Source organism: Streptomyces lienomycini (assembly GCF_027947595.1).
Classification (GTDB): Bacteria; Actinomycetota; Actinomycetes; order Streptomycetales; family Streptomycetaceae; genus Streptomyces; species Streptomyces lienomycini.
The window spans coordinates 6,100,942-6,125,857 of record NZ_CP116257.1; the positions used below are offsets into that span (position 1 = coordinate 6,100,942).

Here is a 24,916-nt window from a genome sequence, read left to right on the forward strand (position 1 = left end):
GGTGCCCGGCCCAGTGTTCCGCCCGGTCGCCTCCGCCACACTGATGCCATGAGCATCGAGACGAAGAGCGGCACACGGGTGACACAGCCACGAACGCGGGTTCACGGCATGGCGTCGTCGGCCGTCCGCGGACTGGCGTTGGCCTTCATCTCCCTGCCCGGGGCGGTGCTCTGCTTCTGCCTGACCCTCGTGTCCGTCGCCCTCGTCCCGATCGGGGTGGGCATCGTCACCACGCCGTACGTGCTGAGCGGAGTACGGGCCTTCGCGGACCGGCGCCGGCTGCTCGCCGCCCAGTGGGGCGGGGTGCGGATACCGCGGGCGTACCGGACGCTGCCCGCGGACGCCAATCCGTGGGCCCGGACCTTCGGGATGCTCCGTGACCCGGCGACCTGGCGGGACCTTCGCTGGCTGCCGGTCGACATGACTGCGGGCTTCGTCACCGCTCTGCTGGCCTTCGCGCTGCCGCTCTACCCGCTGGAGGGCTTCGTCATCGCGGCCGGGCTGTGGCGGGTGCTGCCCGACGGGTACTGGTACGGCTTCGTCCATGTCACCGACCAGACCTCCGCCTTCGCCGCCGCGGGCCTGGGCCTCGTGCTGCTCGTCGCCGCCCTCTGGCTCGCCCCGCTCCTGCTGCACGCCCACTTCCGGCTCACCCATGCGATGCTCGGCTCCGGCCAGGGCGAACTCGCCGAACGGGTACGCGTACTGACCGAGACGCGGCGCGACGCCGTCGACACCTCCGCCGCCGAGCTGCGCCGCATCGAGCGCGACCTGCACGACGGGGCGCAGGCCCGGCTGGTCGCCATGGGCATGGACCTGGGCACCGTCGAGGCGCTGCTGGAGAAAAACCCGGCGAAGGCCAGGGAGTTGCTCGCGCAGGCCCGCCAGTCCTCGGCCGACGCCCTGACCGAGCTGCGTGAGCTGGTGCGCGGCATCCATCCGCCGGTACTCGCCGAACGCGGGCTGGGCGACGCGGTGCGCGCCCTCGCCCTGCGGCTGCCCCTCACCGTCGAGGTCGCCGTGGACCTGCCCGGCCGCGCCGAGGCACCCGTGGAGTCGGCCGCGTACTTCGCGGTCAGCGAGGTGCTCACCAATGCCGTGAAGCACTCCGGCGCCGACCGGATCTGGATCGACCTGCACCATGAGGACGGCCGGCTGCGCGTCACCGTCACCGACAACGGCAAGGGCGGTGCGGTGGTCGGGAAGGGATCGGGCCTGGTGGGGCTGGAGCGGCGACTCGGTACATTCGACGGCGTCCTGGCCGTCAGCTCGCCCGCGGGCGGCCCCACCATGGTCACCATGGAGATCCCTTGCGCGTTGTCCTAGCCGAAGACCTGTTCCTGCTGCGCGACGGACTGGTCCGGCTCCTGGAAGCCCACGACTTCGAGATCGCCGCTGCCGTCGAGACCGGCCCCGAGCTGTCCCGGGCCCTGGCCGAACTGGAGCCGGACGTCGCCGTGGTCGACGTCCGGCTGCCGCCCACGCTCACCGACGAGGGCCTGCAGTGCGCGCTCGAGGCCCGCCGCAACCGGCCCGGGATGCCGGTCCTGGTCCTCTCCCAGCACGTGGAGCAGTTGTACGCGAGTGAGCTGCTGGCCGACGGGAGCGGCGGGGTGGGGTACCTGCTCAAGGACCGGGTGTTCGACGCGGAGCAGTTCGTGGACGCCGTACGGCGGGTGGCGGCGGGCGGCACGGCGATGGATCCGCAGGTCATCCAGCAGCTGCTCAGCCGGCGCGCGGCGGAGGACCGGCCGCTGGAGCGGCTGACGCCCCGCGAACTGGAGGTGCTGGAGCTGATGGCGCAGGGCCGGACCAACGGAGCGATCGCGGGCAAGCTCGTCGTCACGGAGCGGGCGATCGCGAAGCACACGGCGAACATCTTCGCGAAGTTGAGCCTGGAGGTCTCGGACGACGACAACCGCCGTGTCCTGGCGGTTCTCGCCTACCTGGACCGCGGCCGCTGACCCCGTCGCGTGTCCCTCGCGTCCCACGGGCCCCGTCGATTTCGGAGTCCGGTGAACACCGCCGGAGCGGCTTCCGTATGGAGGGGAGCCGCTTCACTCCTGTCGGGCGCCCTCGATGCCCCGCAAGGAAGTCAGAGGAGTTCCATGGGACGCAACACGAGAAAACGCCGTACGCCGCTGGCCACCAAGATCGTTGCCGGGGCGGCGGCCCTGGCGGTCGGCGGGGGCGGGCTGGTCTGGGCCAACTTCCACGCCTCGGCGCACGAGGAGCATTCCGGCCACGACCGGACCCGGTCGGCCGCCGCGCAGGTGGCGACGATCGACTGTCCCGACGTCGGTCAGAGGATCCGTGACGTGCCGGACCGGGCGCGCGGGGAGGTCGACGGCGAACTGGCCACGATGGACAGCCAGATCACCGACGCCTACCAGCGGCTCGCCACCACACGGCGGGCGCAGGCGGGTGACGCGCGGTTCGTCCAGAACACCATTCTCGGCCCGCTCGAGGACCGGCGGAAGGCGCTCATCGACCGCATCCAGCTGGAGATCAACCGGGCCGGCGGCAGGGCCGACGACACCCTGGACGAGCTGGCCGGATGCCAGGGCCGCCCCGCGGACCGGCCGCAGAACGGCGGCGGTCAGAACGGCGGGGGCCAGGAGGACGGGGGCCAGGGCGACGGCGGTCAGGGCGACGGCGGTCAGAACCAGGACGACAACGGCAACGGTGTCGCGGGCCCGGTCGCCGAGGACTTCGTCGACATCAACGACGTCGAACCGAACTCCCGCGACAGCGGGAACGGTCTGGCCGCGAACGGCGACGGCGGTTCCACGGGCACCTTCACCACGGACTGCGGCGTCAACGAGAACAACCTGTTCAACAGCGACAACCTGATCGCCGCCCCGGGTGTCGACAACGGCGCGCACCACACGCACGACTACGTCGGCAACCAGGACAACGACGCCTTCTCCAGCGACGAGGACCTCGCCGCCGCGGACACCTCCTGCCGGAACCAGGCCGACAGGTCCACGTACTACTGGCCGGTGCTGCGCCTCCAGGACGGTACGCAGGAGTTCGACGCGGGCGACCAGGGCGGTGGCGCCGAGGGCAACATCGGCAGGATCCTCAAGCCGGCCGAGGCGCGGATCACGTTCGTCGGCAGCCGGCAGGGCGACGTGGTCGCGATGCCGAAGTTCCTGCGCGTCATCACCGGCGACGCCAAGTCCTTCACCAACGGCGACGCGAACGCCAACACCTCGTGGAGCTGCTCCGGCTTCGAGGACCGGCAGGTGACGGACAAGTACCCGCTGTGCCCCGAGGGCAGCCAGGTGCTGCGGACGGTCAACTTCCAGAGCTGCTGGGACGGCCGGAACATCGACAGCGCCAACCACCGGGACCACATGGCGTTCGTCCAGCGGGACGGCAGCTGCCCGGACGGCTTCCAGGCCGTCCCGCAGCTGCAGATCCGCCTCGCGTACGACATCCCCGCCCCGACCGTCGAGAACGGCCAGGTGCGGAACCCGTACGCCGTGGACAGCTTCCCGGAGCAGCTGCACAAGCCGATCACCGATCACAACGACTTCATCAACGTCATGGACGAGAAGCTGATGAACAAGGTGGTCGGCTGCGTCAACCGCGGCAAGGACTGCCAGTAGTCCGAGGAACGGCAGTGGGCCGGTGGCGGGTCTCCCCGCCGCCGGCCCACTGCCGTTCCCGCTCCGCTCCCGGTCAGCCACCGTGCCCCGCGTGCTCCCCCGACCCTGCCGAGTGGTCGCCGCCGCCGTGCCGGACGCCCTGCTCCAGGGTGCCGCCGAGGCTGCCGCGGAGTTGGGCCACGACGTCCTCGTGGCCGACGGCGACCCACTTGCGGCCGACGAGGTAGTAGCCGCCGTAGTCCTTGGCCGTGTTGATCCACTCGCGTTGGCCCCGGTCGGTGGCGAAGGTGGCGAGGACGTACTTCTCGTCGCCCGTCCCGCAGAGGGCCTGCCGGATGGTGTCGGCGTCGGTCTGCAGGTCCGGCGCGCACTTCGCCTCGGCCGCCAGGTGCTCCAGACTGCCGGTCGCCGTCCTCGGTACGGCGGCGGCGCCGTCCCCGCCGGATCCGCAGCCCGTCAGCGCCAGTACCGCCGCCAGGGCGGCCGGCGCGAGCATCGGTCGGGTGAGCCTCATGTGTTCCTCCGGTCCGCTGGTGCGACATGCCGCACGGAGCCCCCGCGAGGGGCTCCCGCCATCGATACGGGCACGGGCCGCGAAGTACTCAGCGCCCCGGGTGCCCCGGTGCGCCGGTCCGTGCGAGAGTGGCGGCGTGGACCAGGACTGGGAAGAGCGCGTGACGGCCGCCTGGGCGGCGATCGACGACTACGCCGAGGAGGGTGCCGCCGACTTCCGCGCGGCGATCGACGCCCTCGCCGACGAGTTGCCGGCGGACAGCCCCCTCGGCCTGTTCGAGCGCGCCTGCGCCTGGGACTCCACCGGCCACTCCGACCGGGCGGTGCCGCTGTACCGCGAGGCCCTGGAACGCGGGCTGAGCGGGGCGAGCCCCTACAAGGGGCGCCGGGCGAAGATCCAGCTCTCCAGCTCCCTGCGCAACACCGGGCACCCGGAGGAGGGCGTGAAGCTGCTCTCACCCGAACTGGTGGCCCCCTCCGACGAGTTGAACGACGCGGTGCGGGCGACGCTCGCGCTGTGCCTGTCGAGCATGGGCCGCGACCGCGAGGGCCTGTCCCTGGTGCTCGGCGCCCTCGCACCCCATCTGCCGCGCTACCAGAGGTCGATGGCCAACTACGCGCGGCTGCTGGTGGAACCCGAGGAGTAGCGCGCCCCGGACCGGACCGGGCCCATGGTGACCATCGCCGGGTTCGCTCGTTCTGCTGAACGTGCAGCCACAGGATGTCGCCCCGCGCCCCGCACCGTCCTCCGCCTCCTCGTCCGACCCGGTCGTCGACGTCGAGCAGGCCGAGGCCGCGCTCGTCGAGCACTACCCGCGCCTGGCCCGGCTGGCCTATCTGGTGCTGCCGCCGGGGCTCGGCCGCAGCCGCCGCGTCCTGACCGCGCACGCCCTCACCCAGCGCGCCCTGCCCCGGAACCGGACGGCGACGCCCGTGATCCCGGCCCAGTCCACCGGCCGCGAGATCGACCCCGGGTACGCGCTGATCCGGCTCCGGGTGGTGCGTACGGCGCTGGAGGCGGGGCTGCCGCTGCGGCGGCGGGCGTGGCCCAGGCGGTCCCAGCTGCCGCCGCTGCTGCCCCACGTGCGGGGCCTCAAGCTCTTCCCGCGTTCCGGCGGTGCCGACGAACTCGCCCTGGACCAGCGGCTGTCCGCGCTCAGCGGGCCGGGCCGGGCGGCGTACGCGCTGCGCGGTCTGGAGAACCTCCCCGACGACGGCGTACGGCAGTTGCTCGGGGCCGCCGGGGTCGCCGACGCGGACGCCGCGCTGCGGGAGGCCGACGGGGTGCCGGGCCAGTACGGGCTGCTGGGCTCCCCGGAGTTCGACCCCTGCTCGCTGCAGGCCCGGCCGACCGATCTGCTGCGCCGGCGGCAGCACACGAGGGCCGCGCTGGTCGCCGGGGCGGCGCTGGTGGTGTGCGGGGCGCTCCTCGGGCTGCCCGGGGACGGCTGGGGCCCGGACGGCGCCGCCGCCCCGCCGTACGCCCGCAACCCGGCCGCCGAGGCCGCCCTCGACCCGGGCCGGCTGACGAAGGCCGCGCCGGCGGCGTGGGAGACGTCCGCCCGCACGGACTTCTCGGTGTGGCCGGCGCGCGGTGACCTCACCGGCGACGGGGAACTGCTGCGCCGCGCCCTGGCCGTCTGGGCCCGGCCCGGCGAGGGCGTGGGGGTGTCCGCGACGCCGGGGACCCAGACCGGCGGCCCGGCCGGTCCGCCGCAGCTGCTGTACGCCGGGGCCGTCGACAACGCCCGGGTGGTGATCCTGCACGACGGTCTCCGGCTGGTCCGGTACGCCGAGCCGAAGGACGGGACGGCCGGGGCCGCCCTGGACTTCGCGCGGACCGACGGGGCCGGCCGGGCCGCGGCGACCGCGGTGGTCCTCGGCCGGGCCGACGGGAACGTCCGCTATCTGACGGCCCCCTGGGTGACGAAGGCGGCCGGGCGCGATCTGGTCGAGCCGGACTCCGGTGCCAGGGAGCTGACGCTCACCGACGGCGTGACGTCCCCGCTGTCCAGCCCGGTGCAGCAGGAGTCCGGCGCGTGCACGTCGTGGAACGTGCTGGAGCTGACCGACGGCTCGGACACCCGGGTGGTCACCGACCTCGGTGAGCTGGTGCCCGCGCGTCTGACCACCGGACGCCCCGGTGCGGCGAAGGACGCCTCGGGCGCGAAGGCGCTGGGCGCCTGGGCACCGTACGCCTGCTCACTGGGCGCGGTCCGCGGGCAGGGGGTGCGGTCGGTGAACGCCTGGGAGTTCGCGACGCAGCCGCTGCCCGACGCGACGGGGTCGGGGACGTGGGTGTGCACCCGGGCCGAGACCTGGCGGGGCGAAGGGGTCCGGGCGATGGCGCAGTTCCGGACGCCGGGCGGCGTGCAGGGCGCGGTGGCGGCCAAGGCCCAGGACGTGCCGGCCTGCGGCGAGCGCGACCCGCACGTACTGGCCGGGGTGCTGTGGAAGTCGGAGGGCGGGCACTGGTACCTGCTCGCCGCGGGCAGCCGCGACACCGAGTCGATCGAGGCGACGGGCGGCATCAGCGGCGCGGCCGACGGGAACCTGCTGACGGCCAAGGCCGAGCAGGGCGCGCGGGCGGAGCTGAAGGGCACGCTGAAGAACGGGCGGACGATCGGCGGACTGCGCTAGCACCCGCTCGCCCCCTCGCTCGCTCACCCGCTCGTTGACGCTGGCGTCAACAAGTACGCGCAAGAGGGTTCCGCGCCGAGCTACCCGTCAGTACATTGACGCCATGTCTCATAAGCATGTTCCGTTCGCGGCACGGCTGCCGAGGCCGACGGCCCTGCTCCTGGCGGCCGGTGCCGCCCTCGTCGTCGGCCGGGCGGTGCGGCGCCGGACGCAGGGTCGCCGCGGCGGCCGGGGTCCGCGCCGCGGCCGTCGGTCTCCGGGGCGTCCCGCTCCCGCCCGCCGACGCTGCTGGTGACCGCGCACGAGCGGGTGGCCGACGGGGTGGTGCGGATCCGCCTGGAGGGCGCCGACCTGCCGCGCTGGGAGCCGGGGGCCCATCTGGACCTGGTGCTGCCGTCGGGGCTCGTACGGCAGTACTCGCTGTGCGGCGATCCGGAGGACACCTCGTCGTACACCGTCGCCGCACGGCTGGTCGAGGACGGGCGGGGCGGCTCGCGCGAGGTGCACGAGCAGGTGCAGGAGGGGTCGGAGCTGGAGGTGCGCGGACCGCGCAACCGCTTCCCGCTGGTCGACGCGCCCGCCTACGCCTTCGTCGCCGGGGGTATCGGCATCACGCCCCTCCTGCCCATGCTGCGGTCGCTGCCGGAGGGCACCGAGTGGCGGCTGCTGTACGGCGGGCGGACGCGCGCGTCGATGCCGTTCCTGGAGGAGGTCGAGAAGCTCGACCCCGAGGGCGGCCGTGTCACCGTGGTCGCCGAGAACGAGGACGGGCGGCCCGACCTCGACACCTTCCTGACGGACCTCCCCGAGGGCGCGGCCGTGTACTGCTGTGGGCCCGAGGGCCTGATGGCGGCCGTCGGGGAGCGGCTGCCCGAGGGTGTCGCACCGCACCTGGAGCGGTTCGCGCCGCTCGCGACGGCCGACGGCGACGGGGAGTTCGAGGTCGAGCTGCACCGCAGCGGGCGCACGCTGACCGTGCCCGGCGACTCCTCGGTGCTGGCCGCCGTGCGCGCCGAGCTGCCGAACACCCCGTACTCCTGCGAGCAGGGCTGGTGCGGGACCTGCCAACAGAAGGTGCTGGAGGGCGAGATCGATCACCGGGACGAGCTGCTGACCGACTCCGAGCGGGGTGACTCGATGCTCATCTGCGTGTCCAGGTGCCGGGGGACACGGCTGGTGCTCGACATGTGAACACCGATGCCCGGTCCGGCCCGTTCGGGGGCCGGATTCGATCGGTAAGGTGTTCGTATGACTACCGGGGCACGCCGCAGAATGGGCGTCGAGGAGCGGCGGCAGCAGTTGATCGGCGTCGCGCTCGATCTGTTCAGCCGTCGCTCGCCCGACGAGGTGTCCATCGACGAGATAGCGTCGGCGGCGGGCATCTCGCGTCCGCTGGTCTATCACTACTTCCCCGGCAAACTCAGCCTGTACGAGGCCGCGTTGCAGCGCGCCTCGGACGATCTGGCGGCCCGGTTCGCGGAGCCGCGCGAGGGCCCGCTGGGGGCGCGGCTGCTGCGGGTCATGGTCCGCTACTTCGACTTCGTCGACGAGCACGGCCCGGGTTTCTCGGCCCTGATGCGCGGCGGGCCGGCCGTCGGCTCCTCCACGACCAACGCGCTGGTGGACTCCGTGCGGCAGGCCGCGTATGTCCAGATCCTTTCGCATCTGGACGTCACCGACGCGCCCGTCCGCCTGGAACTGGTCGTCCGCTCCTGGATCTCGCTCGCCGAGTCGACGGCGCTGATCTGGCTGGACGGGCGCCGCATCCCGCGCGCCGAACTGGCGGCGCAGCTCGTGCAGGACTTCGGCGCGCTGGTGGCGGTGAGCGCCGCCCACGACGAGGAGATGGGCGCCCTGATGCGCCGCGTCCTCGCGGACGAACCCGCCGACGGCCCCTTCGCGGACCTGGTGGACCGGCTGCTCACGCTGACGGCCCGGTGAGTGCCCTGCCGGAGTGGGGACTGGTCGTGGAGACGACCGTGGGCACCGGGGAGCGCAAGCACACGGAGGCCCAGGTGGTGGGGCACGTCTCCGGGTCCCTGGAAGAGGCGCTCGGGGAACTGGAACGGCGGGCGCGGAGTTACTCCCCCACCCATCCCCTCAGCCCCCGGCGGCGTCGCCTGCTGCGGGTCGGCGACGGGTTCCTGCTCGTCGTGGACGGGGCCTGGCAGTCGTTCGTCACCCGGTTCACGGTGGCGGAACTGCTGGAGGACTCGGCGGCGCCGAAGGCCCCCGAGCCCGTGGTCGAGGCGCCCCCGGAGCCGGTCGCCGAGGCGGCCCCGCCCGCCCCCGCTCCCCCGCCGGTCGGGCCGGAGCCCGAGGTGGACGCGGACGGGGTGCCGGTGCGGCCGGCCTGGCTGGGCCGCCGCGACCTGCCGTGAGCCCCGCGACCCGCCCGGCGGGGCCTACTGGCTCTCGTACTTCCGGTACGACGGGTCCAGGTCGCGGACCTCGGCCGACAGGTGCAGCCGGAGGCCGTCCCTGGGGGGCACGTGCTCGCGCAGGAGTTCCACCACGGCCTCGGTGAGCCGGGTCTTGGTCGCGTCGTCGCGTCCGGCGAGCAGGGCGATCGAGACGTTGACGATGGCGTGCCGCTCGAGTTCCGCGCCGACGACCTCGTCCTCGGTGCGCGTCACCCTGGTCTTGCACGCCTCCAGCCGTGCGGCGGCCGTCTCGACGACCACCGGGTGCAGGGCGAGCGCGAACTCCTCCCAGTCGACGTCGTCGAGATAGGGGGAACGCTCGACACTGATCTGCGGCATGGGTGCTCCTGTTCTGCGGCGGACAGGAGCACCCTAACCGCGGGGCGCTAGCCGGCGCGGGTGAAGACCGCCACCGTGCGGGCCGGCACCGTGAAGGTGCCCGTTTCGTCCGCGTAGGCCGCCTTCTTCACAGCCCCGTCCGCTCCGGACGCCTGCACCGGGTGCAGCCGGTAGCCGGTTCCGGCCGCGTCGGTCACCCGCTGCCGCTGCTCCTGCGGGGTCGCGTTGAAGACCACGACCAGGTCACCGAGGCGCATGGTGATCACGCCGGGTGTCTCCTCCTTGCCGGAGAGCGGGAAGGAGAGCCGGGACTGCACCTGGCCGGCCGTCGTGAGGGAGAAGTCCTTCTCGCTCGTACGGATTTTCAGCAGGTCCTGGTAGGCGGCCGAGGCGCCGTTGATCTGCGGGCAGCCGACCTGGACGTCGCTCAGCAGGGGCTTGGCGTACGGCCACTTGTCCTGGTTGTCCGCGGCCGGTGGCAGCCCCCGGCCGAAGCCGTTGCCGTCGGCGCAGTTCCAGTGCAGGGCGTTGAACCAGTCGCCGCTGTCGTAGGAGTTGCGGTCCAGTGACTTGGAGCGCAGCAGGTCGGTGCCCGCCTGGGAGAGCGCCGGGCCCTGCGAGAGGGCGGCGGTCGCCATGGCGAGGACCTGCATGCGGGCCCGGTCGTCGGCGGAGGTGTCCTTCGGCAGCTTGAAGGTCAGCGCGTCGAAGAGGGACTCGTTGTCGTGCGCGTCGGCGTAGGCGAGGGCGTCGCCGGGTGCCGCCGCGTATCCGGCGGGTGCGCCGTTGTAGTCGACCTCGGAGCCCTTGACCTCCTTGCCGTCGGTGTCGGTGAAGGCGTAGTCGGCGAGGCTGCCGGTCAGCCCGACCTTGATCAGGTCCTGGTAGTGCAGCAGGCGGGCCTTCTGCTCTGCCTCGGTGCCGTTGTTCTCCGAGCCGTTGGGGTCGGTGTAGAGGCCGGAGGCGAAGCCCTGGACGCCGGGGTCCTCGTCGAAGGGGCCGCCGCCGCGTACGGCGTCGCGGGCCCGGTCGGAGAAGGTGGCGATGCCGGTGCCGGCCATGTTCTTCTGGGTGGCCTGCACGAAGCGGGCGTCGTCGGCGACCTCGCCGAAGTTCCACCCCTCGCCGTACAGGATGACCTTCTTGCCGTCGACGCCGTCCTTCTTGAGGGTCAGCGCGTCCAGGGCCTTCCTGACCGCGAGGATGTTGGCCTTCGGGTGGTGGCCCATGAGGTCGAAGCGGAAGCCGTCGACCTTGTACTCCTTGGCCCAGGTGACGACCGAGTCGACGACGAGCTTGCCCATCATGGCGTTCTCGGTGGCGGTGTTCGAGCAGCAGGTGCTGTTGGCGACCGAGCCGTCGGCGAGCAGCCGCTGGTAGTAGCCGGGCACGATCCGGTCGAGGACGCTGGTCTTCGCCTGTCCGCTCGCGGCCGTGTGGTTGTAGACGACGTCCATGACGACGCGCAGGCCGTCGTCGTTGAGGGCCTTGACCATCTTGCGGAACTCGACGGTGCGCTCGGTGCCGTCCGGGTCGGTGGCGTAGGAGCCCTCGGGGACCGTGTAGTGGTACGGGTCGTAGCCCCAGTTGAAGGCGTCCTTGGCGGCGGCCTTGGTCACGCACTCCTGCTGCTTCTCGGAGTCGGCCGGGTAGGAGGCGAGGTCGCAGTCGGGCGTGGTCTGCTCGGACTTCTTCTCGGGGATGGTGGCGATGTCGAAGGCGGGCAGCAGGTGCACGTAGGACGTACCGGCCTCGGCCAGCTCGCGCAGGTGCTTCGAGCCGTCGCTCTTCTCGTCGGTGAAGGCGAGGTAGGTGCCCCGGTGGTCCGCGTCGGCGGTCGGGTCGGCGACGGAGAAGTCGCGGATGTGCAGCTCCTGGATCTGCGCGTCCCGCAGCGGGACGGCCTCGGGCTTGCGGTAGTGCTCCCAGCCGCGGGGGGCGAGGGAGCGGTCGTCCAGGTCGACGACGAGGCTGCGCTCGGAGTCGGTGGTCAGGGCGAGGGAGTACGGGTCGGTGACCTTGTTGGTGACGACCTCGCCCGCGGTGGGTGCCCAGACCTTCACCGCGTACCGGTAGGACTTGCCCTTCCAGGACTTGGGGCCGGTGACGGACCAGACGCCGGTGGCGTCGTCGCGCCGCATCCGCACGGTGCGGTCGCCGATCTCCAGCCGGACGTCCTGTGCTGTCGGCGCCCACACGGAGAGGGTGGGCCGGCCGTGGTGGAAGACCGGGCCGAGATCGGCCCCGGTCGCCCGGTCCGCGTACAGGTCGTCCAGGGCCCCGGCGGTCTGTACGCCCGTCGCCGCGAGCAGGGCGCCGGTGGCGGTGCGCTGGGCGGCGACGACCTGGCCGCGCAGGGCCTCGCGGACCCGGTCGCGGTCGCGCGGGTCGACGGACCAGGCGGTGTACTCCTCCAGGTGCGGGAACTTCGCCTTCTGGGCGTCGGTGAGGGCGCTCTTCGTGAGGCGGAGCCACTGCTGGTCGTCGCCGGTGAGCCGGCCGTCCGCGGCGGCGATGGAGCCGGTGCGGGAGGCGAGCAGCTGGGTGGAGGCGGCGCCTTCCGAGCCGTTCCAGGCGACGGTGTTCCGGTCGATCCAGACCGCCTTGGAGGTGGTGAGGTCGACGGCCGCGGCCGAGCCCGCGGGCTGCGGCAGCAGGTAGTCCTCCTGGCCGCTCAGCAGCCACACCTCGTGGCCGTCGGCCTTGAGGTCGAGGGCCTGGTCGGTGGGCAGGTCCTTCTCGTCGCCCTGGTGGACGATGTAGCTGAGGCTGCTCGCGCCCTCGGTGAGGGGCACCTCGAAGACCGCGCCGTAGGGGTCGGTCCCGACCGGCTGGAGCGGCTTGGCCCAGTCGGTGGGGTTCGCGGCGTCGCCCCAGACGTGCAGGCCCCAGCCGTCGTAGGTGCCGTCGGCGCGCTTGTAGTGCAGTACGGCCTTGGTGGTGTCCTGGGCGGGGTACTCGGGCCGCTCCGTGGCGACCTGCTCCTTGCCCTGCTCGATCCACACCTCGCCGGTTGCGGTGACGTCGATGGTGCGGTCGGCGGCGACGTCCTTGTTGCCGCCCTTGTCGATGACGAGGAAGCCGACGTTCGACGCGCCCGGCTTGAGCTTGACGTAGGCGAAGGCGCCGTAGGCGTCGCGGCCGGTGAAGGGGTGGGTGTCGGGCCAGGTGGTCGCCTCGCCGTCGGCGAGGTCGCCCCAGGCGTACAGGCCCCAGTCGTCGTAGTTCCCGTCCGCGCGCTTGTAGTGGACGACCGCGTAGTCCCGGGAGGCGGCGGTGGGGACCTCCTCGGCGGGCGGGGTGCCGGTGGTGGAGGCGGCCGTGGCGCTCGCGGTGCGGCCCGCCGAGTCGACGACGACCGCCTTGTAGCGCAGGGCGGTGCCGGGCGGGGTGTCCGCGTCGACGGCCTGGGTGACCTTGTAGGGGGCGTGGTCGGCGGTGCCGAGGGTGCGCCACTTCCCGTTCCCGGTCTGGGCGGCGAAGACGACGCGGTTGAGCCGGCCGCCCGCGACGTCGGCGCTCAGCTCGACGGTGCCGGTGGCGCCGGGGTCCGGGGCGTGCAGGGTGATCGTCGGCTTGGCGACGGGCCGGGCGAGCCTGCCCGCGGCCTTGAGGACGACGGCCGACCCGGCCGGAACGGTGACGGTGACCTTGGTGTCGGCGCCCGACGTCACGGTGGCGTCGGTGCCGTAGAGGCCGCGGAAGGCCATGTCCGCCGAGCCGGTGGCGAAGGTGGCGGTCCTGGCCGCGTCGGCGTTGTTGAAGGCGACGACGTACTCGGTGCCGGTCTTCGCGTCGGTGCGGGAGAAGGCGTAGATCCCGGCGCCGTCGGCGGCGTAGCGCTCGGTCTGGACGCCGTCGGCGAGGGCCGGGTTGGCCTTGCGCAGCTCGGCGAGGGCGCTGATCTGCCGGTAGAGCGGGGCGCTCGGGTCGTAGGCGGCCTCGGCGTGGGTGCGGTCGGTGCCGAGCTGGTCGTCGTCGAGGTAGTCGGCTGTGCGGGAGGCGAACATCGGCTGGCGGGCGTCCTTGTCACCGCCGGCGCCGGTGAAGCCCTGCTCGTCGCCGTAGTAGATCACCGGGTTGCCGCGGCTGAGGAACATCAGCTCGTTGGCGAGCTTGTCCTTCTTCAGCAGTTCGGCGTCGGTGGCCTCGGGGTCGTCCTGCTTGAGGAAGGTGCCGATGCGGCCCATGTCGTGGTTGCCGAGGAAGGTGACCTGCTCGTAGGCGTTGGCCTTGTCGGTCGTGTACTTGTAGTCGTCGCCGAAGACCGAGGCGAGCTTCCGGGCGCTGCCGCCCTGGGAGGCGTACGCGCGGGCCGCGTCCTGGAAGGGGAAGTCCAGGGTGGAGTCCAGGCGGCCCTGGGTGACGTAGGGCGCGGTGACGGAGGTGTCGGCGGAGTAGACCTCGCCGAACATGAAGAAGTCGTCGCGGCCCTTCTTGGCGGCGTAGGCGTCCAGCGCGGTCGCCCACTGGGTCCAGAACTCCATGTCGACGTGCTTCACGGTGTCGATCCGGAAGCCGTCGATGGCGAAGTCCTTCACCCACCGCTGGTAGATCTTCTCCATGCCGTCGACGACCTCGGGACGTTCGGTCCACAGGTCGTCGAGGCCGTTGAAGTCGCCGTAGGTGGCCGACTCGCCGGCCCAGGTGGAGTCGCCCCGGTTGTGGTACATCGCGGGGTCGTTGAGCCAGGACGGGACCTTGAGGTTCTTCTTCGCGGCCGGGACGACCGGGGTGCGCGGGAAGGAGCCGGCGTCCACGCGCGGGAAGCGGCGCTCGCCGTCCGCGTAGTCCGCGTCGTCGAAGGGCTTTCCGTCCTTGGTCAGGTAGGGGAAGGCGCCCTTGGAGAGGTAGTCGTAGGACTTCTCCTCGTAGTCGACGACGTCCGCGGTGTGGTTGGTGATGACGTCGAAGAAGACCTTCATGCCCTTGGCGTGGGCCTTGGAGATGAGGTTCTTCAGGTCCTGGTTGGTGCCGAAGTGCGGGTCGACCTGGGTGAAGTCGGTGATCCAGTAGCCGTGGTAGCCGGCCGAGGCGTCCTTGCCGGTGCCCTGGACGGGCTGGTTCTTGAAGAGGGGCGCCATCCAGATGGAGGTGGTGCCCAGGCCCTTGATGTAGTCGAGCTTCTCGGTGAGGCCCTTGAGGTCGCCGCCCTGGTAGAAGCCCTTGTCGGTGGGGTCGTAGCCGGTGGTGAGCCGGGTGCCGGTCAGGCCGCCCTTGTCGTTGCGCGTGTCGCCGTTGGCGAAACGGTCCGGCAGGACGAAGTAGAACTGCTCGCGGGTCAGGTCGTGGCGTGCGGCGGTCTTCGCCAGCTTCGCGTCGGACGGGGGCGCGGGCGGGGCGTCGGCCCGCGCGGCGAGCGGGGGAAGCAGGGCGGCGGCGAGCGCGGTCACGGTGACGGCCGCGACCCGTCTCACTCGTGCGGTACGGCGCGCGACAGGCACCGGCCATCTCGGTATCACAGGCGTGAGCTCCTTGCGAGTACGGCTCGTTCGGGTCCGACCCCGGCGAGACCGTAGCGCTGTCGCAAGAGTTGCGGCAAGAGCAGTGAAAGCAACGGCAAGAATTTTCACGATCTTGGGGCTGTCGGACGGTTTGGTCCGACCACATACGTTGTGTGACATAGTTGGGGCGGTAAACCGTCCGGCCGAGCGAGGGAGTGGCAGATGTCCGTCGAGTGGCAGCCCGTGCGGCAGTCCCGCACGCACGAACTCGTGCTCCAGAGCATCGAGGAACGCGTGCTGGCCGGGGAGTTGAAGGCCGGGGACCGGCTGCCGCCGGAGCGCGAGCTGGCACCGGTCCTGGGTGTCAGCCGGTCCGCGCTGCGCGAGGCGCTGCGGGTGCTGGAGACCATCGGGGTGCTGGTCGCGCAGGCGGGCCGCGGACCGGACGCCGGTGCGCGGATCGTGCGCAACCCCGACGACGCGCTCGGCCGGCTGCTGCGCCTGCACTTCGCGCTGGGGAGCTACGGCCTGGAGGACGTGCTGGAGGCCCGCGTGGTGCTGGAGCGCTCGAGTTTCGAGGCCGCCGCGGAGCATGCCTCGGCGGAGGACCTCGACGAGGCGGCGGCACTCGTCGCGAGGATGGGTGAACCGGGCGTGGACGTGCCCGAGTTCAACGACCTCGACACCCGCTTCCACGTGCAGATCGCCCGCGGCTCCGGCAACCAGCTCACCTCCACCCTCACCTCGGCCGTGCGCGAGTCGGTGCGCCCGCTGATCCTGCGGGCCCTGGAGGCCGCCGAGGACTGGCCGGCCACGGCTGCGGCGCTCAACGCCGAGCACGCCGAACTGCTGCGACTGGTGCGCGCGGGCGAGGGCGGGAAGGCCGCCGACCTGGCCGAGAAGCACATCCGCGGCTTCCACGGCACCCTGGTCAGCGGCTAGCGCCCCGTCCGGTTACGGCAGCATCCAGGACAGCACCGGCAGCGACTGCAGGTACACCAGGACGCACAGCACCGCCAGCATCCCGACGCTGTATCCGGCGACCCTGCCCAGCAGGACGCGTTCGGAGCCGGGCTGTTCGACCGCGGTGGCGGCGATGGTCAGGTTCTGCGGGCTGACCATCTTGCCGACGACGCCACCGGAGGTGTTGGCGGCGACCAGCAGGGTCGGGTCGATGCCCGCGCCCTGGCCCGCGGTCTGCTGGAGGGTGGCGAACAGTGCGTTCGCGGAGGTGTCGGAGCCGGTGACGGCGGTGCCGAGCCAGCCGAGTATCGGGGAGAACAGGGCGAAGAGTCCGCCGACGGCGGCGAGCCAGGTGCCGATGGCGACCGTCTGGCCGGACTGGTTCATGACGTATCCGAGCGCCAGCACGGTGGCGACCGTGGCGATGGCGGTGCGCATGTTCTTCACGGTGCGTCCCGCGGCGGCCAGACCCGCGCGGGCGGTCATCGGATAGCGGTCGGTGTCGCCCGCCAGGCCGTACACGAGCATCACGAGGAGCCCGGAGATGATCAGCAGCGTGCCGGGGTTGCCCAGCACCTCCAGCTTGTAGACCGCGCTCCCGGAGGGGGAACCGTCCGCGGCGAGGAGGTTGCCGTACAGGCCCGGCCAGTCGAGCTCCAGGGTGAGCTTGCCGAGCAGCGTGGGCATGTCCAGCCCGCCGACGTTCAGCTTGGCGAGCCCGAAGATCGCGATGACCAGGACGTACGGCAGCACGGCCAACGTGACCCGGCGGGGGGTCAGCGGCTCCGGGTCGACCTGGGAGCGCTGGTCGTCGGGGGTCTTCGGCACCCAGAAGCGCAGCATCAGCACGGCGGCCGCGAAGCCGGCGAGTGAGGCGACGACGTCGGTGAGTTCGTACGCGAAGTGGGACGCGCACCAGAACTGGGCGAGCGCGAAGACGAATCCGGTGACCAGGGCGATGGGCCACAACTGCCGGACACCGCGCCGTCCGTCGACGACGAAGAGCAGCAGCAGCGGCACGAAGAGCGCCAGCAGCGGGCTCTGCCTGCCGATCACCGCGGCGACGTCCTCGGCCGGGATGCCGGTGAGGTTCCCGGCGGTGGTGATGGGGATGGCCATGGCGCCGAAGGCGACCGGTGCGGTGTTGGCGAGCAGGACGGTCACGGCCGACTTGAGCTTCGGCAGTCCGAGGGCCATCAGCATCGCGGCGGTGATCGCGACCGGGGCGCCGAAGCCGGCGAGGGCCTCCAGGAGGCCGCCGAAACAGAACGCGATGAGCATGGCCTGAATCCGCAGATCGCCCCGGCCGACGGCGCTGAAGGAGCGGCGCAGGTCCTCGAAGCGCTTGCTGATCACGGTGAGTTCGTAGAACCAGATCGCGGCGACGACGATCAGCATCACCGGGAAGAGGCCGAACACCGCGCCCTGGGTGGCGGAGAGCACGCCCAGCCGAACCGGCATCCCGTAGCCGAACACCGCCACCAGCAGGGCGACCAGCAGGGCACCGAGCGCGGACTGCAGGGCCGAGCGCTTGGCCGCCATCAGCAGCAGGAAGAAGGCCGCGAGGGGGACCACGCCCAGGAGGGCGGTGGCGGCGAGGCTGTCCCCGACGGCGGCCACGTCGGGGGTGAAGGCCGCTAGGACGGCCGGTGGCGCGGTGGTCACGGAAGTGCTCCTCCTGAGTTTTGCGCGCCGTGCCGGCACCGGGTGCCCCGAGCCCCGAGCGGCCTGGGCGCCCTGTCACTGTCGAACGGTTTCTCAGTAGGTCACTGAAGATGTCGCATGTCAATAAGGTCCGACCAAACTATTTCTCTTCCCCTTACGGACCGAGGCTAGTATGGTCCGACCATACGAACGATCGAGGAGATCCCATGCGCATCGGACTCTTCGCCACCTGTCTGGGAGACACACTCTTCCCCGAGGCGGTGAAATCCACCGCGGTACTGCTGGCCCGTCTGGGGCACGACGTGGTGTTTCCGCCGGAGCAGACCTGCTGCGGCCAGATGCACGTCAACACCGGCTACCAGCGCGAGCCGGTCCCCCTGGTGCGGGGCTTCGCCGAGCAGTTCGGCGACCCGTCGATCGAGGCGGTGGTGATGCCGTCCGGTTCGTGCGCGGGCTCGGTCCGCCACCAGCACGAGATCGTCGCCGAGCGGTACGGGGACGCGGCACTGCGTGCCGGGGTCGCCACCGTGAAGGCCAAGACGTACGAGCTGTCGGAGTTCCTCGTCGACGTCCTGGACGTGACGCGGGTCGGCGCGTACTTCCCGCACCGGGTGACGTACCACCCGACCTGCCACTCGCTGCGGATGCTGCGGGTGGGCGACAAGCCGCTGCGGCTGCTGCGCGCGGTCGACGGCATCGACCTGGTGGAGCTGCCCGAGGCGGATGCCTGCTGCGGGTTCGGCGGCACCTTCGCGGTCAAGAACGGCGAGACCTCCTCCGCCATGCTCCAGGACAAGATGCGCCACGTCACCGGCACCGGCGCCGACGTGTGCACGGCCGGCGACGCGTCCTGCCTGATGCACATCGGCGGCGGCCTGTCCCGCATCAAGGCCGGTACGCGCACCCTGCACCTGGCGCAGATCCTCGCCGCGACCCGCACCTCGCCGTACGCCCTGACGGAGGCCGCCCGATGAGCAGCACCTTCCTCGGCATGCCCGCCGCCCCGCCCCGCTCGCCGTACGGGACGGGCAACCTGCGCGGCGACAAGAAGTTCCCCAAGGCCGCGAGCGGTGAGCTGCGCAACGAGCAGTTGCGCCGCAACCTCGGCAAGGCCACCCACTCCATCCGCGCCAAGCGGCTCGCGGTCACCGGTGAACTGCCGGACTGGGAGGCGCTGCGCGACGCCGGTTCGGCGATCAAGACGGACACCATGAACCGGCTGCCCGAGCTGCTGGAACAGCTGGAGCGGAAGGTCACCGAGCACGGCGGCACCGTCCACTGGGCGCGCGACGGCGTGGAGGCCAACGAGATCGTCACCCGGCTGGTCGAGGAGACCGGCAGCGACGAGGTCATCAAGGTCAAGTCGATGGCCACCCAGGAGATCGGGCTCAACGAGCACCTGGAGACGCGGGGGATCACCGCGTACGAGACCGACCTGGCCGAGCTGATCGTGCAGCTCGCCCACGACAAGCCGTCGCACATCCTGGTCCCGGCGATCCACCGCAACCGCGACGAGGTCCGGGACATCTTCCGCCGGGAGATCCCGGGCGTCGACCCGGACCTCGACTCCGTGCCCGCGCATCTGGCGGCGGCGGCCCGCGCGTACCTGCGCGAGAAGTTCATGACGACCCCGGTGGCGGTCTCCGGCGCCAACTTCGGGATCGCCGAGACCGGCACCCTGTCGGTGGTCGAGTCCGAGGGCAACGGCCGGATGTGCCTGACCATGCCCCGGACGCTGATCACCGTCATGGGCATCGAGAAGGTACTCCCCCGCTACCAGGACCTGGAGGTCTTCCTCCAGTTGCTGCCGCGTTCCTCGACCGGTGAGCGGATGAACCCGTACACCTCGATGTGGACGGGGGTGACCCCGGGCGACGGGCCGCAGGAGTTCCATCTGGTGCTGCTCGACAACGGGCGCACGGCGGCGCTCGCGGACCGGATCGGGCGCGAGGCCCTCAACTGCATCCGCTGCTCGGCCTGCCTCAACGTCTGTCCCGTGTACGAGCGGACCGGCGGCCACGCCTACGGCTCGACCTACCCCGGGCCGATCGGCGCGGTGCTCACCCCGCAGCTCGCCGGGATGCACGCCGCGAAGGACGACCCCAACAGCTCGCTGCCGTACGCCTCCAGCCTGTGCGGGGCCTGCTTCGACGCCTGCCCGGTGAAGATCGACATCCCGTCGCTCCTGGTCGAGCTGCGCCACCAGCACACCGAGCGGTCCGGGGTGACGGCCGAGAAGCTGGCGATGAAGGCGGCGGCCACGGTCATGAAGCGGCCGAAGCTGTTCACCGCCGCGCAGAAGGCGGCCGGAGCGGGCCGTGTGCTGGCCGGGCGGGACGGCGTGTTCTCGCACCTCCCACCGCCGTTCGACGGCTGGAGCGACAGCCGGGACACCCCGGCGCCGCCCAAGCAGAGCTTCCGCTCCTGGCTGGCCTCCGCCGACGGCGCGGGAGCCCTGCGAGCGGCGGCCGAGGAGGGCGAGGCGGCCCGGCGGACCGAGACGGCCGGCCCCGCCGAGACGGCCGGCCCCGCCGAGGCGGCCGGTCGCGGTGTGGCGGCCCCCGCCGAACCCGCCTACCCCGATGGCCCCGACAGCTCCGACGCATCCGGCGCCCTGGCCGGCGCCCATGACCCCGAGGAGGAGCGGTGACCGCACGCGAGACTGTGCTCGGACGGGTCCGGGACGCGCTGGCCCTGTCCCGCGCGCCCGAGGTGGCCGTCCCCCGCGCCTACCTCACCGGCCGCACCCTGCCCGACGAGGAGCGGCTCGCCCTCTTCGTGGACCGGCTGGTCGACTACAAGGCGCGGGTGCACCCGTGCACCGCCGACCGCACCGCGGCGGTCGTCGCCGAGGTGCTGCGCGAGCGCGGGGCGCGGAAGGTCGGGGTGCCGGCCGGACTCGACCCGACCTGGCTGGGCGCCTACGACGGCGAGGTCCGGGAGGACTCGGCGGACGTTCCGGCGCCCGCGCTCGACGCGCTGGACGCGGTGGTGACCGCCTCCGCCGTCAGCTGCGCGGAGACCGGCACGATCTTCCTGGACGGCTCGTCCGGCCAGGGCCGACGGGCGCTGTCGCTCGTCCCCGACCTGCACGTGTGCGTCGTCGACCTGTCGTCGGTGACGGTCGGCGTGCCGGAGGCCGTGGCACGGCTGGTGCCGGAGCGGCCGACGACGCTGATCAGCGGGCCGTCGGCGACCTCCGACATCGAGTTGGAGCGGGTCGAGGGCGTGCACGGCCCGCGCACCCTGGAGGTGGTGATCCGCACCGACGCGTGAGCGCCGGGCGGAGGGTGGGGGCATCACCTCAAAAGCGTGAGCACTCGGGCCGACTTTGTCCTTGGGCCGCTCGTTTGAGCGCCCGGAGGACACATGGCCGCCGACTGCTCACGCTTTTCGGCACACCACCCCCGTCAGCGAGGCCCGCCGCTCCCCTCCTCGGAACGCGGCGGGCCTCCTGGCAGCGGGTTCTGCCGGGTGTCAGGCCCGGGTCCACCACACCGTCGTGTCCGCCGGTACCTTCGCCTCGCCGGACGCCTCGGTGATCTCACCGCTGGCCAGCAGGACGCGTCCGTGTGCGGGCACCGCCACCGATTCGCCGGTGGTGTTGGCGACGCAGACGAAGTCCCCGCGCCGGAAGGCGACGACGCCCTCGGGGGCGCGCAGCCACTCGATCGCGTCGCCCGCGCCGAGGTCGGCGGTGGCGCGGCGGACGGCCAGGGCCTCGCGGTACAGCTCCAGGGTCGAGCCGGGCTCGCCGGTCTGCGCCTCTACGCTCAGCTCGCCCCAGCCCGCCGGCTGCGGCAGCCAGCTGCCGCCCTCTCCGAAGCCGTACGAGGAGCCCTCGCGGGTCCACGGGATCGGGACGCGGCAGCCGTCGCGGAAGCCGTCCTGGCCCGCGCCGCGGAAGTAGGCCGGGTCCTGGCGGACCTCGTCGGGCAGGTCGACGACGTCGGGGAGGCCCAGTTCCTCGCCCTGGTAGACGTAGGCCGAGCCGGGCAGGGCCAGCATGAGGAGGGTGGCGGCGCGGGCGCGGCGCAGGCCCAGTGCGCGGTCGCCGGCCAGGCGGATCTGGGTGCCGAGGCCCGCCGGGTTGGCGAAGCGGGTGGCGTGGCGGGTGACGTCGTGGTTGGAGAGGACCCAGGTGGCGGGGGCGCCGACCGGGCGCATGGCGTCCAGCGTGCGGTCGATGACCGTGCGCAGCTCCTCGGCGTCCCAGTGGGTGCCCAGGTACTGGAAGTTGAACGCCTGGTGCAGCTCGTCCGGGCGGACGTAGTGGGCGGTGCGCTCGACGGTCGGGGTCCAGGCCTCGGCGACGAAGATGCGCTCGCCGCTGTACTCGTCGAGGATCAGCCGCCACTGGCGGTAGATGTCGTGGACGCCGTCCTGGTCGAAGAACGGCATGACATCGTTGCCCAGCAGCTTCAGCTGCTCGTGGGACCCGAGGTCGGGCAGGCCCGCGGCCTTCACCATGCCGTGGGCGACGTCGATGCGGAAGCCGTCCACGCCCATGTCCAGCCAGAACCGCAGGATGGAGCGGAACTCGTCGCCGACGGCCGGGTGCTCCCAGTTGAAGTCGGGCTGCTCGGGGGCGAACAGGTGCAGGTACCACTCCCCCGGCGTGCCGTCGGGCTCGGTGACCCGGGTCCAGGCGGGGCCGCCGAAGATGGACTCCCAGTCGTTGGGCGGCAGTTCGCCGTTCTTCCCCTTGCCGGGGCGGAAGTGGTAGCGGTCCCGGGAGGGGGAGCCGGGGCCCTCGGCGAGGGCGCGCTTGAACCACTCGTACTGGTCGGAGGAGTGGTTGGGCACCAGGTCGACGATGATGCGCAGGCCCAGCGCGTGGGCGTCGCGGATCAGCGCGTCGGCGTCCAGGAGGGTGCCGAACATGGGGTCGACGGCCCGGTAGTCGGCGACGTCGTAGCCGGCGTCGGCCTGCGGGGAGGCGTAGAAGGGGCTGAGCCACACGGCGTCCACGCCCAGGTCGCGCAGGTAGGGCAGGCGGGTGCGGACACCCTCCAGGTCGCCCATGCCGTCGCCGTTGCTGTCGGCGAAGCTGCGCGGGTACACCTGGTAGATGACCGCGTCCCGCCACCAGTCGTGGCGCTCGGAGACGGTGGCGACGGCGGAGGTGGGGGCCGGTGCGGCGGAAGGCTGCTGGCTCATGTCGTCCTTGGTACGTAGCGAAACGGAGCGGTACGGAGTCGAGGCGTCGGTGGCGGAGGAGGCGGCCGGCCGCGGTGCTGCGGGGTCGGATGGGCACCGCGGCCGGACGTTTTCCGGGTCGGGCGGCGATCAGCCCTTCGTGCCGCCCGCGGTGAGGCCGGTCACCAGGTTCTTCTGCACCAGGTAGAAGAACGCGGAGACGGGTATCGCGACGAGCACGGCGGTGGCCGCCATCAGGTTGCGCTGCGCGTCGTGCTCGCTGACGAAGCTCTGCAGTCCGACGGCGAAGGTGTACTTCGTGTCGCTGAGCATGAACGTCGAGGCGAAGGCGACCTCGCCGAAGGCGGTGATGAAGCTGTAGAAGCCGGCGACCGCGAGGCCCGGCCGGGCCAGCGGCAGGATCAGCCGGAAGAAGGTGCCGAAGGGGCTCAGCCCGTCGACGCGTCCGGCCTCGTCGATCTCGAACGGGATGGTGTCGAAGTAGCCCTTGAGCAGCCAGGCGCAGTACGGCACCGCGGTCGAGCAGTAGACGAGGACCAGGCCGAAGTAGTTGTCGATGAGCTGGAGCTTCGACAGGATCTGGTACATCGGCACGATCAGTACCGCGATGGGGAACATCTGGGTGACCAGCAGGACCCACATGAGCTTCTTGTAGCCGGGGAAGCGCATCCGCGAGACCGCGTAGCCGGTGGTGGCGGCGACCATGACGCCGATGACCGTGGTGCCCAGCGAGACGATCAGCGAACTCTTCAGCCAGTCGAAGAAGTTGGTGTCCTGGAGCACGAACGCGTAGTTGTCGAAGGTCATCTTCGACCAGATGCGCCCGGGGTGCAGGTAGTCGTTCTTGTCCGGGCCGAGGGACAGGTAGACCAGCCAGGCGACCGGGAAGAGCGCGACGAGGCTCGCGAGGGTCAGGACGCCGTGGGAGGCGAGGGACGCGGCGCGGCTGCGTTCGCCGCGGCCGCGGACCTTGCGCGGGGCTGCGGCGGACGGGGCGGCCCGCTCGGCGGGGGCCTCGGTCGGCGCGGTGCTTGTACTCATGGCGGCTCCTGCCTCAGTTCGCGAGCTGCTGCTCATTGCGGTTCAGCCAGCGGCGGTAGAAGGAGGTGAAGACGATCAGGATGGCCAGCAGCAGGATGCCGTAGGCCGCGGACTGCGCGAAGTCGCGCGGCTGCTGCCCGAAGCCGAGCTGGTACGCCCAGGTGACGAGGATCTGCGCGTCGGGGGCGGTGTTGCCGAACAGCAGGAAGATCACGGCGAACTGGTTGAAGGTCCAGATGACGCCGAGCAGGACGACGGTGGAGCTGACGGACCTGAGGCCGGGCAGGGTGACGTGGCGGAACTGCTGCCAGGCGTTCGCGCCGTCCATCTCGGACGCCTCGTACAGAGTGTTGTCGATGGACTGCAGGCCGCCGAGGAGGGAGACCATCATGAACGGCACACCGCACCACGTGTTGACCATGATGGCGGAGAACCGCTGCCAGAAGGTGTCCTCGAGCCACGCCGGCGTCGGCAGGTGCAGCCACTCCAGGGCCGCGTTGATGATGCCCTCGTCGGCGAGCATGAAGCGCCAGCCGAAGACGGTGACGAAGGTGGGCACGGCCCACGGCAGGACCAGGATCAGCCGGTAGAGGGTGCGGCCGCGCAGCTTCTGGTTGAGGAGCAGGGCCAGGCCCAGGCCGATGAAGTAGTGCAGGCCGACGCAGACCGCCGTCCACACGATGGTCCAGATGAAGTGCGACCAGAAGCGGTCGTACGCCGTCGGGCCCCACAGGATGTCGGCGTAGTTGTCCAGGCCGACGAACTTGTAGGTGGCCTCGATCTCGTTGACGCCGATGGTGCGCGCGCTGTTGAGGCTGTTGGCGTCGGTGAGGGTGAGGTAGAGGCCGTATCCCAGCGGATACAGCACGAGGACGCCGATCACGACGGCCACCGGCGCGATCATGGCGTAGGCGTACCAGTGCTTCTGGTAGCCGTCTTTCAGACGCCGGCCGAGGCCGGGCCGCGGGCTGCGGTCACCGCGGCGCTTGCCGGTCGCGCGGTCGATGGTGACTGTCATGGTTCGACACCTTCGGGAGCATCAGGAAGATCAGAGGGTCGGGGGTGCGGCGCACGGCCGGTGACCGCCGGGTCCCCTCCCCCCACTGGGGGACCC

Annotated in this window: 18 protein-coding genes and 1 pseudogene; 12 read left to right on the forward strand and 7 right to left on the reverse strand. The window is 71.9% G+C overall.

Going from position 1 to position 24,916, the window contains the following annotated elements:
• Window positions 1–48 precede the first annotated feature (48 nt).
• From BJ961_RS27840 to BJ961_RS27850, 3 genes are all read left to right on the forward strand, one after another.
• On the forward strand, window positions 49–1,326 hold the full coding sequence (locus BJ961_RS27840) for a sensor histidine kinase (RefSeq protein WP_271415537.1): 1,278 nt from the start codon (window positions 49–51) through the stop codon (window positions 1,324–1,326).
• On the forward strand, window positions 1,311–1,964 hold the full coding sequence (locus tag BJ961_RS27845) for a response regulator (protein WP_271415538.1): 654 nt from the start codon (window positions 1,311–1,313) through the stop codon (window positions 1,962–1,964). Before BJ961_RS27840 ends, BJ961_RS27845 begins: the two co-directional genes overlap by 16 nt.
• Before the next feature lie 144 nt (window positions 1,965–2,108).
• Complete coding sequence (locus tag BJ961_RS27850) at window positions 2,109–3,614, forward strand: DUF1996 domain-containing protein (RefSeq protein WP_271415539.1); 1,506 nt, start codon at window positions 2,109–2,111, stop codon at window positions 3,612–3,614.
• Between the two features lie 73 nt (window positions 3,615–3,687).
• Here the strand turns inward: BJ961_RS27850 and BJ961_RS27855 are convergent, their stop codons facing one another.
• On the reverse strand, window positions 3,688–4,128 hold the full coding sequence (locus BJ961_RS27855) for a hypothetical protein (protein WP_271415540.1): 441 nt from the start codon (window positions 4,126–4,128) through the stop codon (window positions 3,688–3,690).
• A gap of 136 nt (window positions 4,129–4,264) precedes the next feature.
• On the opposite strand from BJ961_RS27855, the gene BJ961_RS27860 reads away from it, so the two are divergent.
• From BJ961_RS27860 to BJ961_RS27880, 5 genes and pseudogenes are all read left to right on the forward strand, one after another.
• A complete protein-coding gene (locus BJ961_RS27860; protein WP_271415541.1) occupies window positions 4,265–4,774 on the forward strand; it encodes a tetratricopeptide repeat protein in 510 nt (169 codons plus the stop codon).
• Between the two features lie 61 nt (window positions 4,775–4,835).
• A complete protein-coding gene (locus BJ961_RS27865; RefSeq protein ID WP_271415542.1) occupies window positions 4,836–6,767 on the forward strand; it encodes a hypothetical protein in 1,932 nt (643 codons plus the stop codon).
• A 103-nt stretch (window positions 6,768–6,870) separates the two neighbouring features.
• Window positions 6,871–7,958: pseudogene (locus tag BJ961_RS27870) on the forward strand (PDR/VanB family oxidoreductase).
• A gap of 57 nt (window positions 7,959–8,015) precedes the next feature.
• Window positions 8,016–8,708, forward strand: a complete 693-nt coding sequence (locus BJ961_RS27875) for a TetR/AcrR family transcriptional regulator (RefSeq protein ID WP_271415543.1) — start codon at window positions 8,016–8,018, stop codon at window positions 8,706–8,708.
• Window positions 8,705–9,148 carry a hypothetical protein gene (locus BJ961_RS27880; RefSeq protein ID WP_271415544.1) on the forward strand — a complete coding sequence of 148 codons (444 nt, stop codon included), beginning with the start codon at window positions 8,705–8,707 and terminating at the stop codon, window positions 9,146–9,148. Before BJ961_RS27875 ends, BJ961_RS27880 begins: the two co-directional genes overlap by 4 nt.
• 24 nt (window positions 9,149–9,172) lie before the next feature.
• On the opposite strand, the gene BJ961_RS27885 is transcribed toward BJ961_RS27880, so the two are convergent.
• The gene (locus tag BJ961_RS27885) at window positions 9,173–9,529 is read right to left on the reverse strand and encodes a 5-carboxymethyl-2-hydroxymuconate Delta-isomerase (protein WP_271415545.1); all 357 of its coding nucleotides are present in this window, start codon (window positions 9,527–9,529) and stop codon (window positions 9,173–9,175) included.
• Window positions 9,530–9,576: 47 nt separating this feature from the next.
• Window positions 9,577–14,991, reverse strand: a complete 5,415-nt coding sequence (gene pulA / locus BJ961_RS27890; RefSeq protein ID WP_271415546.1) for a pullulanase-type alpha-1,6-glucosidase — start codon at window positions 14,989–14,991, stop codon at window positions 9,577–9,579.
• A gap of 204 nt (window positions 14,992–15,195) precedes the next feature.
• Between pulA and BJ961_RS27895 the strand changes: the two genes are divergently transcribed.
• On the forward strand, window positions 15,196–15,915 hold the full coding sequence (locus tag BJ961_RS27895; protein ID WP_271415547.1) for a FadR/GntR family transcriptional regulator: 720 nt from the start codon (window positions 15,196–15,198) through the stop codon (window positions 15,913–15,915).
• Between the two features lie 12 nt (window positions 15,916–15,927).
• Here the strand turns inward: BJ961_RS27895 and BJ961_RS27900 are convergent, their stop codons facing one another.
• The gene (locus BJ961_RS27900; RefSeq protein WP_271415548.1) at window positions 15,928–17,601 is read right to left on the reverse strand and encodes an L-lactate permease; all 1,674 of its coding nucleotides are present in this window, start codon (window positions 17,599–17,601) and stop codon (window positions 15,928–15,930) included.
• Window positions 17,602–17,807: 206 nt separating this feature from the next.
• Between BJ961_RS27900 and BJ961_RS27905 the strand changes: the two genes are divergently transcribed.
• From BJ961_RS27905 to BJ961_RS27915, 3 genes are read left to right on the forward strand one after another with little or no spacing between them, the layout of a single operon-like run.
• A complete protein-coding gene (locus tag BJ961_RS27905; RefSeq protein ID WP_271415549.1) occupies window positions 17,808–18,575 on the forward strand; it encodes a (Fe-S)-binding protein in 768 nt (255 codons plus the stop codon).
• Entirely contained in the window at window positions 18,572–20,251 is a 1,680-nt protein-coding gene (locus BJ961_RS27910) for a lactate utilization protein B (protein WP_271415550.1), read from the forward strand. The genes BJ961_RS27905 and BJ961_RS27910 overlap by 4 nt, the downstream gene beginning before the upstream one ends.
• Window positions 20,248–20,877 (forward strand): LutC/YkgG family protein, encoded by a 630-nt coding sequence (locus tag BJ961_RS27915; protein WP_271415551.1) that lies wholly within the window; start codon window positions 20,248–20,250, stop codon window positions 20,875–20,877. Before BJ961_RS27910 ends, BJ961_RS27915 begins: the two co-directional genes overlap by 4 nt.
• A 201-nt stretch (window positions 20,878–21,078) precedes the next feature.
• Here BJ961_RS27915 and BJ961_RS27920 read toward each other — a convergent pair whose 3' ends face one another.
• The 3 genes from BJ961_RS27920 to BJ961_RS27930 form a co-directional block, all read right to left on the reverse strand.
• A complete protein-coding gene (locus tag BJ961_RS27920) occupies window positions 21,079–22,761 on the reverse strand; it encodes a glycoside hydrolase family 13 protein (RefSeq protein WP_271415552.1) in 1,683 nt (560 codons plus the stop codon).
• A 129-nt stretch (window positions 22,762–22,890) separates the two neighbouring features.
• Window positions 22,891–23,802, reverse strand: a complete 912-nt coding sequence (locus BJ961_RS27925) for a sugar ABC transporter permease (protein WP_271415553.1) — start codon at window positions 23,800–23,802, stop codon at window positions 22,891–22,893.
• A gap of 13 nt (window positions 23,803–23,815) precedes the next feature.
• A complete protein-coding gene (locus tag BJ961_RS27930; RefSeq protein WP_271415554.1) occupies window positions 23,816–24,820 on the reverse strand; it encodes a carbohydrate ABC transporter permease in 1,005 nt (334 codons plus the stop codon).
• Window positions 24,821–24,916: the final 96 nt, after the last annotated feature.

Coding starts and splice junctions, on each gene's coding strand:
- BJ961_RS27840 (WP_271415537.1), top strand. CDS start 49: ATGAGCATCGAGACGAAGAGCGGCACACGGGTGACACAGCCACGAACG.
- BJ961_RS27850 (WP_271415539.1), top strand. CDS start 2,109: ATGGGACGCAACACGAGAAAACGCCGTACGCCGCTGGCCACCAAGATC.
- BJ961_RS27855 (WP_271415540.1), bottom strand. CDS start 4,128: ATGAGGCTCACCCGACCGATGCTCGCGCCGGCCGCCCTGGCGGCGGTA.
- BJ961_RS27875 (WP_271415543.1), top strand. CDS start 8,016: ATGACTACCGGGGCACGCCGCAGAATGGGCGTCGAGGAGCGGCGGCAG.
- BJ961_RS27885 (WP_271415545.1), bottom strand. CDS start 9,529: ATGCCGCAGATCAGTGTCGAGCGTTCCCCCTATCTCGACGACGTCGAC.
- BJ961_RS27895 (WP_271415547.1), top strand. CDS start 15,196: ATGTCCGTCGAGTGGCAGCCCGTGCGGCAGTCCCGCACGCACGAACTC.
- BJ961_RS27905 (WP_271415549.1), top strand. CDS start 17,808: ATGCGCATCGGACTCTTCGCCACCTGTCTGGGAGACACACTCTTCCCC.
- BJ961_RS27910 (WP_271415550.1), top strand. CDS start 18,572: ATGAGCAGCACCTTCCTCGGCATGCCCGCCGCCCCGCCCCGCTCGCCG.
- BJ961_RS27920 (WP_271415552.1), bottom strand. CDS start 22,761: ATGAGCCAGCAGCCTTCCGCCGCACCGGCCCCCACCTCCGCCGTCGCC.
- BJ961_RS27925 (WP_271415553.1), bottom strand. CDS start 23,802: ATGAGTACAAGCACCGCGCCGACCGAGGCCCCCGCCGAGCGGGCCGCC.
- BJ961_RS27930 (WP_271415554.1), bottom strand. CDS start 24,820: ATGACAGTCACCATCGACCGCGCGACCGGCAAGCGCCGCGGTGACCGC.